The sequence below is a fragment of the Luteibacter sp. CQ10 genome, assembly GCF_040900725.1.
Lineage (GTDB): Bacteria > Pseudomonadota > Gammaproteobacteria > Xanthomonadales > Rhodanobacteraceae > Luteibacter.
This window is the reverse complement of sequence record NZ_JAEUYM010000001.1, coordinates 2,003,974-2,011,733: the sequence shown is the minus strand read 5'-3', so window position 1 is coordinate 2,011,733 and position 7,760 is coordinate 2,003,974. Positions and strand designations below refer to the sequence as shown.

Sequence of the window (7,760 nt, the reverse complement as noted above, 5' to 3'; positions counted from 1 at the left end):
GTCTACGAGCGCTTCGGCATCGACGCCGACGGCATCCAGCTGGTCGAGGCGCACGGCACGGGGACCAAGCTCGGCGACCCGATCGAGTTCCATGCCCTGACCCGCGCCTTCCGCCAGGACAGCGCCCGCCAGGGCTACTGCGCGATCGGCTCGATCAAGACCAACCTCGGCCACACCACCGCCGCCTCCGGCGTGGCCGGCGTGCTCAAGGTGCTGCTGTGCCTGCGCCACGGGCAGATCGCCCCGTCGTTGCACTACGACCAGACCAACCGGCACATCGACTTCGCCGACAGCCCGTTCTACCTGCCTACCGCACTGCGCCCGTGGACGGTCGAGGCCGGACAGGTCCGCCGCGCCGCGGTCAGCTCGTTCGGGCTCAGCGGCACCAATGCGCACATGGTGATCGAGGAAGCCCCCGCGCACGCCCGGACCACGGCGCCGCGGCCCGGCTACCTGTGGGTGCTCTCCGCGCGCAGCGAAGCGCAACTGCGCGCGCAGGTCGAACGCCTGCTTACCCACCTCGCCGATGAGCCCGGGATCGACTGCGGCAACGTCAGCTACACCCTGCTGATGGGGCGCAAGCACTTCGAATACCGGCTGGCCTGCGTGGGCAGGAGCCGGGACGAACTCGTCCAGCGCCTGGGCAAATGGCTGGACCGGGGCAAGGCCCCCCAGGTGCATGTCTCGCGCGGCCTGGAACTGCAAGGTGGCGGCGAGCCGGCACTGCGTCGCTACGGGGAGCAATGCATGGCGGAGTGCCTGCCGACCCTGGCCGCCGACGATTACCTGGAGCGCCTGGCCGCCGTCGCCGAACTGCACGCCCAAGGTTACGACCTCGACTTCGCCCCGCTGTTCGCCTCCCAACCCCATGGCCGCCTGTCGCTGCCGACCTACCCGTTCGCGCCGACGCCGTACTGGGTGGAGGCGCCGGAAGCGACCGCGTCCGTCGGCACGCGATCCATGGACACGCACCTCCACCCCTTGCTCCACGTCAACCGGTCGGACTTCTGGCAACAGCGTTACGTGTCCACCTTTACCGGTGACGAGCACGAGTTCGCGGACCACCGCGTACAGGGCAAACGCCTGCTTCCGGGCGTCGCCTATCTGGAAATGGTGCATGCGGCGACCAGCCGCTCGATGGGCCTGCAAGGCATCGGCGAAGGACGTCACCGCCCGTCGCGACACGAAGATGCCGTGCCCATGGTGTTGCGCCACGTCGTCTGGCTGCGCCCGGTCGTGGTCGATGACGAACCGGTTGAGGTAAGCACCACCCTGGTCGAGAACGACGCCGGCGAGATCGAGTTCGAGATCGTTTCCGACAGTCCTGACGACGGCACGCCACGGGTGCACGCGCAGGGCAGGGTAGTGCTCGCGGCCCACCTGGACGACGCTCTTCCGGAGAACGGCGGATGCATCGACCTCGAACGGCTGCGGGCGGGTTGCGAACGTCGTGTCGCCGTCGAGGATTGCTACGCGATTTACGCCAGTGTCGGCATCGAGTACGGGCCGGCCCATCGGGGACTGACCCGCATCGACCTCGGCAACGACGACGAGGGGCCGTACGTCGTCGCGGAAGTCAGATTGCCGGCATGCACCCTCGATGCCCATTCGCGCTATGCGCTGCATCCGTCGATCATGGACGTCGCCGCACAAGCGGCACTCGCCCTGGAACTGGCCGACGCTAACGTGTCGTCACGGGAACCGCGTGGCCCCGTCGTGCCGTTCGCGGTGGAACAGACCGTCATCACGCAGCGCACGCCCGAACACGCCGTCGTCGTCATCCGCGCCGACGCCTCGGATGCCGCCAAGCCCGGAATGCGCCACCTGCACATCGACGTCTGCGATACCGCCGGTCGTGTCTGCGTGCGGTTGGATGGCCTGCGCTCCCGCGAACTCTCGCCCCCACCGGACGATGCGGGCGAGACGGACGCGGCCAGGCGCGACGTTCCCGGCGCGCTGCTCGCGCCGTCGTGGGAGGTCGACGCTTCGCCAGGACTCGACAGCGATCGTCACGACACGCTGTGCCTGCTCGGCGAGCCGGCGACGCACGACCTCAGGGATGCCTTGCGGCAACGCCATCCGTGTGCGCGGCTTATCGACATCGAACCCGGGGCGACGGTCGAGGACATTGCCGCCTGCCTCGAGGGACAGACACCGGACCACATTGTCTGGGTCGCGACACCAACCGCCTTCGCCACCGATCCCGATGAGCCGTCCGCCTGCGCGCTGGCCTGTTTCCGGACGATCAAGGCGCTGCTCCAACTGGGTCGTGGAAACGACGCGCTCGAATTCACCCTCGTCACGACAGGCGCCTGCGCCGTGGATGCGGACACGCCGGTCGATGCCGCACAGGCGGCCACGCATGGACTGGTCGGATCGTTGGCCAAGGAATACGCGCATTGGACCGTACGCATCGTCGACATCGCGGCGGACGACCCCCGGCCGTTCGACGACATGCTCGACCGACCCGTCGACGGCCACGGGCGCACGTCAGCCCATCGCGACGGCGAATGGCTGACGCATGAACTGATTGCCTGTGAGCTGGAGGCGCGGGGCGACGCCTATCGCGATGGTGGTGTCTACGTCATCGTCGGCGGCGCAGGGGGCCTTGGCGAAGCGCTCAGCGAGCATCTGATACGCCAACATCGCGCGCACGTCGTGTGGCTCGGCCGGCGTGCTCCCGATGCCGGCATCGCCGCCAGGATTGCTCGCCTCGCGGCACTGGGCGGTCCCGCTCCGATCTATATCCAGGCCGACGCCACGCGACGGAGCGATCTTGAACGTGCGTATCGCGAGATCCGCGAGCGCCACGACCAAATTCACGGCATCGTCCACTCGGCGATCGTGCTTCTCGACAAGGGCCTGGCGAACATGAACGAGGAACGCTTCCTCGCGGGCCTCGGTGCGAAGGTGGATGCCAGCGTGCGCCTCGCCGAGGTGTTCGCCGACGAACCCCTGGACTTCGCAGTGTTCTTCTCCTCGTTCCAGAGCTTCGCCCGCGCGGGCGGGCAGGGCAATTACGCCTCCGGTTGCACGTTCCAGGATGCCCTGGCGCATGAGTTGTCCCGTACCTGGCCCTGCCGCGTCAGGGTGATGAACTGGGGTTACTGGGGCAGCGTCGGCATCGTGGCGTCGGAAGACATCCAGCGACGAATGGCCGACCTTGGCGTGGCGTCCATCGAGCCGGAGGAAGGCCTCGCCGCGCTGGATCGCCTGCTCGCCGGACCATTTACCCAGCTCGCCTTCATGAAGACGCACCGTGACACCGTCGCGACCGACGAAACGCCGCCGCAACTGATAGCCCTGCCCGACGACACCCCGCCCATCGACATGGGGATGCTGTTCTCATGAGCGGGGACGTCGTGATCACCGGCGTCGGCGTGGGCAGTGCCATCGGCCACGGAAAGGACGCTTTCCTCGACGCGTTGCTGGATGGACGCAGCGCTTTCGACATCATGCGGCGACCCGGTCGGCAACATGGCCAGGAGACGTCGTTCATAGGCGCCGAGATGGACACGCCTCCGCTGCCGGACGCATTTGAAACATCGCTGCCCCGCGGCCTGTCGCTGAGCGGCCGGCTGGCGTTGACCACGCTGCACGAAGCGTGGGAGGAAGCCTCGCTGGGCGCGCTCGATCCGCGACGTATCGGCCTCATCGTGGGAGGGTCCAATTTCCAGCAACGCGAGATCGCGCTTTTGCAGGAGAAGTATCGCGATCGCGAGGCGTTCCTGCGTCCCACCTATGGCATGACGTTCATGGATACCGACGTCGTCGCCTCATGCACGTCGCTTTTCGGCATTCGCGGTCCGTCGTACAACGTCGCGGGCGCATCGGCCAGCGGGCAGTTGGCGATCCTTCGCGCGGTGCAGGCGGTCCGCTCGGGTGAGGTGGACGCGTGCATCGCGCTGGGCCCCCTGATGGACCTCTCTTACTGGGAATGCATTGGGTTGCGAGCGCTTGGCGCGATGGGTTCGGATCGCCATGCCGACGCACCGTCATCGGCCTGCCGTCCGTTCGACACGAACCGCGATGGATTCATCTTCGGCGAATGCGGCGCGGCCATCGTCGTCGAGCGTGCCACGCGTGCGCGCCGGGCCGGCGTCCGTCCGTATGCGACGGTATGCGGCTGGGGACTCGTCCTCGACGGCAACCGGAATCCCGACCCGTCCATCGACGGTGAAGTCGCCGCGATCCGCGCCGCCCTGGAGATCGCAGGCTGCCGGGCGAGCGACATCGACTACGTGAATCCACACGGTACCGGCTCGCCCCTCGGCGACGAGACCGAACTGAAGGCCCTGCGCGCGTGCGGACTGGATTCCGTAGCCATCAATGCGACGAAGTCCGTGACCGGTCATGGACTCTGCGCGGCGGGAGCGGTCGAAGTCGCCGCCACCGTCCTGCAGATGAGGGCAGAGCGCCTGCATCCGACCCTCAATCTCGAAGAGCCCATCGACAACGGCTTCGACTGGGTACGCGGAAGGAGCGTGCCCCGGAACGTCCGGCACGCCATCACGCTGAGCATGGGATTCGGCGGCGTCAACACCGCGCTCTGCCTGCGCCACGCCGACGAGGCGTGACGCGGCAGTCGGCTTCACGCCATTGCGGATCGCGCCGATTCGGCGGCCGGGGCCAGCGAGCCCTTGTCGAGCCGCAGCGTATGCGTGGCGTACTCCGCAGCGAGTGGATCGTGGGTCACCATGACGACGGTCTTCCCATGGTTGCGGCTGAGCTCGCGGAGCAGGCCCAGCACGTCTTCCGCGGCCTGCCGGTCGAGATCGCCGGTAGGCTCGTCACAGACCAGCACCGTGGGATCTGAAACGACGGCGCGTGCAATCGCCACGCGCTGCTGCTGACCACCGGACAACTCCGACGGCCGATGCGATGCGCGGTCGGCGAGGCCCACCAGTTGCAGGGCGATGGACGCGTTCCTGCGCCGCTCGGCGGCGGAAAGACGCGTGAGCAGCAGCGGCAACTCCACATTCTTCTGCGCATTGAGCATCGGCAGCAGGTTGTAGAACTGGTACACGAAGCCGATATGCGACGATCGCCAGCGGGCGAGGGCGGTTTCGCCGAGCCGGTCGATCCGCTCGCCCCGGATCGCGATGGAACCTCCCGAAGGCCTGTCCAGGCCAGCGATCAGATTGAGGAGCGTGGTCTTGCCGGAGCCGGAAGGTCCCATCAACGCGACGAAGTCACCCTCGTCGATATCGAGATCGACGTGGTGGAGCACCTCGACCGACTGCTGGCCACGTTGGTACGTCTTCGAAACACCGCGGATCTGTATCAAACTAGTCATCAGCATGCCTCCATCGTCACGTCATGGCTCCTCGACACGCACCGACGCGCCATCGCGCAATGCGTCAGGCGGGGACATCACCAACCGGTCGCCGGTGGCGACACCGCCGGGAATCAGGCGCCTGTCGTCCCCCTGTTTCGCGCCCGGTGTCACCCGCCTGGCACGCACCTTGCCATCTTCGACAACGAAAACGGTATCGGCGCCGTCTCGCTTGACGATCGCCTGCGACGGCACCAGCACGCCCTTGGCCGATTCGACCTTGGCATCGGGCCGCGCGTCGAGGAACGAGACGCGGACGCCCATGTCGGGCACGATCCGGGCATCCTTGTTTTCGAGTGCGACACGCACCTTCACCGTGGCCTTGCCTCGATCCGCCGCCGGCACGATGGCAATCACGTGGGCGGGAATGCGCCAGTCGGGATAGGCGTCCAGAACGGCTTCCGACGCCATGTCTGGCGTGACGCGACCGATGTAGGCTTCGTTGACATCGACATCAACCTCGAGGGAGCCCATGTCGACGATGGTGCCGATGCCCGTACGGGTGAATCCGCCGCCGGCGGAGAAGGGCGAAACGATTTCGCCGACCTGCGCATCCTTAGTGGTAATGACGCCGTCGAATGGGGCGCGTACCACGCAGTAGTTGTAGTTGACCCGTGCCTCGACCACCTGGGCGTCGGCCGCCACGGCCTGCTTCTGCTGCGAGGTCAGTTGGGCCTGCGCGCTGTGCGCCTGCGTGCGCGCCTGCTCCGCCGTCTGCCTGCCGACCATGCCACGGGCTGCCAGTTGTTCGTTGCGATCGGCGTCGCGCAGGTCCTGCTCCAGTTGCGCTTCGTATTGCCTGACCTGCGCGTGGGCCGCCTGCGCCTGTGCCACGGCGGTATCGAGCGCCGCCTTGTACTGGCTGTCGTCGAGTCGCGCGAGCACCTGGTTCTGCGTGACGCGGTCGCCTTCCTCGATGAGTACCGCGGTGAGGGTACCTGTGATCTGTGCCGATACCGTGGCCTGCCTGCGCGCGGTGATGTAGCCGGTGGCCTGGAGCACCGAGCCGGCGCCGGCGCTGCTGGCGGCGGGCACCGCGGTCGTGGTCTTGACGCTTATCGCCCGGCCGAAGAAGAACCAGATGGCGATCGCGGCAATGACGAGGATGACGACGAGGGAGAGTATCCACGGCCACCATGGACGGCCGGACGAGCGGTTTTCCTGGCTGCGATCGATTCGCAAGCCTTCCAGCAGCTCGGTGTTGCTCATGTTTCCCCGGGACATTGACTTTTTCGACTTATAGCACACAAGCCTTTGCCAGTGCGCGCCGAGCGGCGTGCTCGCTTGTTGCCTCCAACGCTTTCACCTATGCTCCGGCCCATCGCCGTGCCGAAACGACGCACGCGTGCATTCCGTTCACCCAAGTGGAAGGAGCTTCAACGATGTGGGATTCCGAAGACACTCGCTTCGAAGTCGTGATGAACGCGGAAGAGCAATATTCCATCTGGCCTGCGACCATGGATGTCCCTTCGGGATGGAGCACGGTGGGGAAGGCCGGCAGCAAGCAGGAATGCCTCGCATACATCGAGGAAGTGTGGACCGACATGCGCCCACTGAGCTTGCGTCGACACGTGGACGGCGCGAACGGCGTCTGACGCGACGTGTGGCCCGGACATTCCCCCATGGATACGAAGCGGTGGCTACTGTCCACCCGAACGGACGACGCCGCGCACCGGCTTTACTGCTTCAGCTATGCCGGAGGCAATGCGCAGGCATTCCAGGGATGGCAGAAAACGTTCCCTCGGGACATCGAGATCTGCGCCTTGCAATTGCCCGGGCGGGGTCCTCGGTTCGACGAACCCGCCCATACGTCGATGAGCACGCTGGTGGCGATTCTCGCCGAAGTGATCGAAGCCGACGCGCCCCGGCATTTCTCGTTTTTCGGCCATAGCATGGGCGGACTCATCGCGTTCGAGTTGGCACGCCATCTACAGCGCCATGCCCGCCCCATGCCCGACAGCCTGATCCTTTCCGGCTGCGAAGCGCCGCGCGACCGTGCATCACCGCGCGGACTCAGCCGCATGGACGACGAGAGTCTGATCGCCGCGCTTGCCGAGTTCAACGGCGCGCCGGCGGAAGTACTCGCCCATCGTGAACTGATGGCGCTGTTGTTGCCCATGACGCGAGCCGACCTCGCCATCGTCGAGGATTACGCATACGTGCCTGGCCCGCCGCTCGATCTTCCCATCGACGTGCTCGCCGGCGCGGCCGATCCCCATGTGGACGGTGAAACACTGGGACACTGGGCCGCCGAGACGAGCGGGCCATGCCACGTGCAATGGTTCGCCGGGGATCACTTCTTCATCCACACCCAGCGCGACGACGTGTTACTGCACGTTCGCCAGCGTCTGATGGAGCGGTTGTCGGCCGCGGAGGACGGGGTGCGGGCGTAGGGGACGGGTTTGTGGGTATCCGCCAGATGAGG

General features: G+C 66.6%; 6 protein-coding genes. 4 read left to right on the top strand and 2 right to left on the bottom strand.

Features of this window, described 5'->3' with window-relative positions; all coding sequences use genetic code 11:
- Both JNG39_RS08890 and JNG39_RS08885 read left to right on the top strand, forming a co-directional pair.
- On the top strand, nucleotides 1–3,351 hold a 3,351-nt coding region (locus JNG39_RS08890; protein WP_368310783.1), incomplete at its 5' end, for an SDR family NAD(P)-dependent oxidoreductase.
- Nucleotides 3,348–4,577 carry a beta-ketoacyl synthase N-terminal-like domain-containing protein gene (locus JNG39_RS08885; RefSeq protein WP_368310782.1) on the top strand — a complete coding sequence of 410 codons (1,230 nt, stop codon included), beginning with the start codon at nucleotides 3,348–3,350 and terminating at the stop codon, nucleotides 4,575–4,577. The genes JNG39_RS08890 and JNG39_RS08885, both read left to right, overlap by 4 nt.
- A 14-nt stretch (nucleotides 4,578–4,591) precedes the next feature.
- On the opposite strand, the gene JNG39_RS08880 is transcribed toward JNG39_RS08885, so the two are convergent.
- Both JNG39_RS08880 and JNG39_RS08875 read right to left on the bottom strand, forming a co-directional pair.
- Nucleotides 4,592–5,296 (bottom strand): ABC transporter ATP-binding protein, encoded by a 705-nt coding sequence (locus JNG39_RS08880; RefSeq protein WP_368310781.1) that lies wholly within the window; start codon nucleotides 5,294–5,296, stop codon nucleotides 4,592–4,594.
- A 21-nt stretch (nucleotides 5,297–5,317) separates the two neighbouring features.
- Nucleotides 5,318–6,544: an efflux RND transporter periplasmic adaptor subunit gene (locus JNG39_RS08875; protein WP_368310780.1), complete on the bottom strand. Its 1,227-nt coding sequence runs from the start codon at nucleotides 6,542–6,544 to the stop codon at nucleotides 5,318–5,320.
- 173 nt (nucleotides 6,545–6,717) lie between these two features.
- Here JNG39_RS08875 and JNG39_RS08870 point away from each other — a divergent pair, with 173 nt between their 5' ends.
- Together JNG39_RS08870 and JNG39_RS08865 are read left to right on the top strand one after the other, a co-directional pair.
- A complete protein-coding gene (locus tag JNG39_RS08870; RefSeq protein ID WP_368310778.1) occupies nucleotides 6,718–6,930 on the top strand; it encodes an MbtH family protein in 213 nt (70 codons plus the stop codon).
- Between the two features lie 27 nt (nucleotides 6,931–6,957).
- Entirely contained in the window at nucleotides 6,958–7,728 is a 771-nt protein-coding gene (locus JNG39_RS08865; protein WP_368310777.1) for a thioesterase II family protein, read from the top strand.
- Nucleotides 7,729–7,760: the final 32 nt, after the last annotated feature.

Bases quoted from the DNA above. Each gene is read 5' to 3' on its own strand.
- JNG39_RS08885 (WP_368310782.1), top strand. From the start codon at position 3,348: ATGAGCGGGGACGTCGTGATCACCGGCGTCGGCGTGGGCAGTGCCATC.
- JNG39_RS08880 (WP_368310781.1), bottom strand. From the start codon at position 5,296: ATGACTAGTTTGATACAGATCCGCGGTGTTTCGAAGACGTACCAACGT.
- JNG39_RS08875 (WP_368310780.1), bottom strand. From the start codon at position 6,544: ATGAGCAACACCGAGCTGCTGGAAGGCTTGCGAATCGATCGCAGCCAG.
- JNG39_RS08870 (WP_368310778.1), top strand. From the start codon at position 6,718: ATGTGGGATTCCGAAGACACTCGCTTCGAAGTCGTGATGAACGCGGAA.
- JNG39_RS08865 (WP_368310777.1), top strand. From the start codon at position 6,958: ATGGATACGAAGCGGTGGCTACTGTCCACCCGAACGGACGACGCCGCG.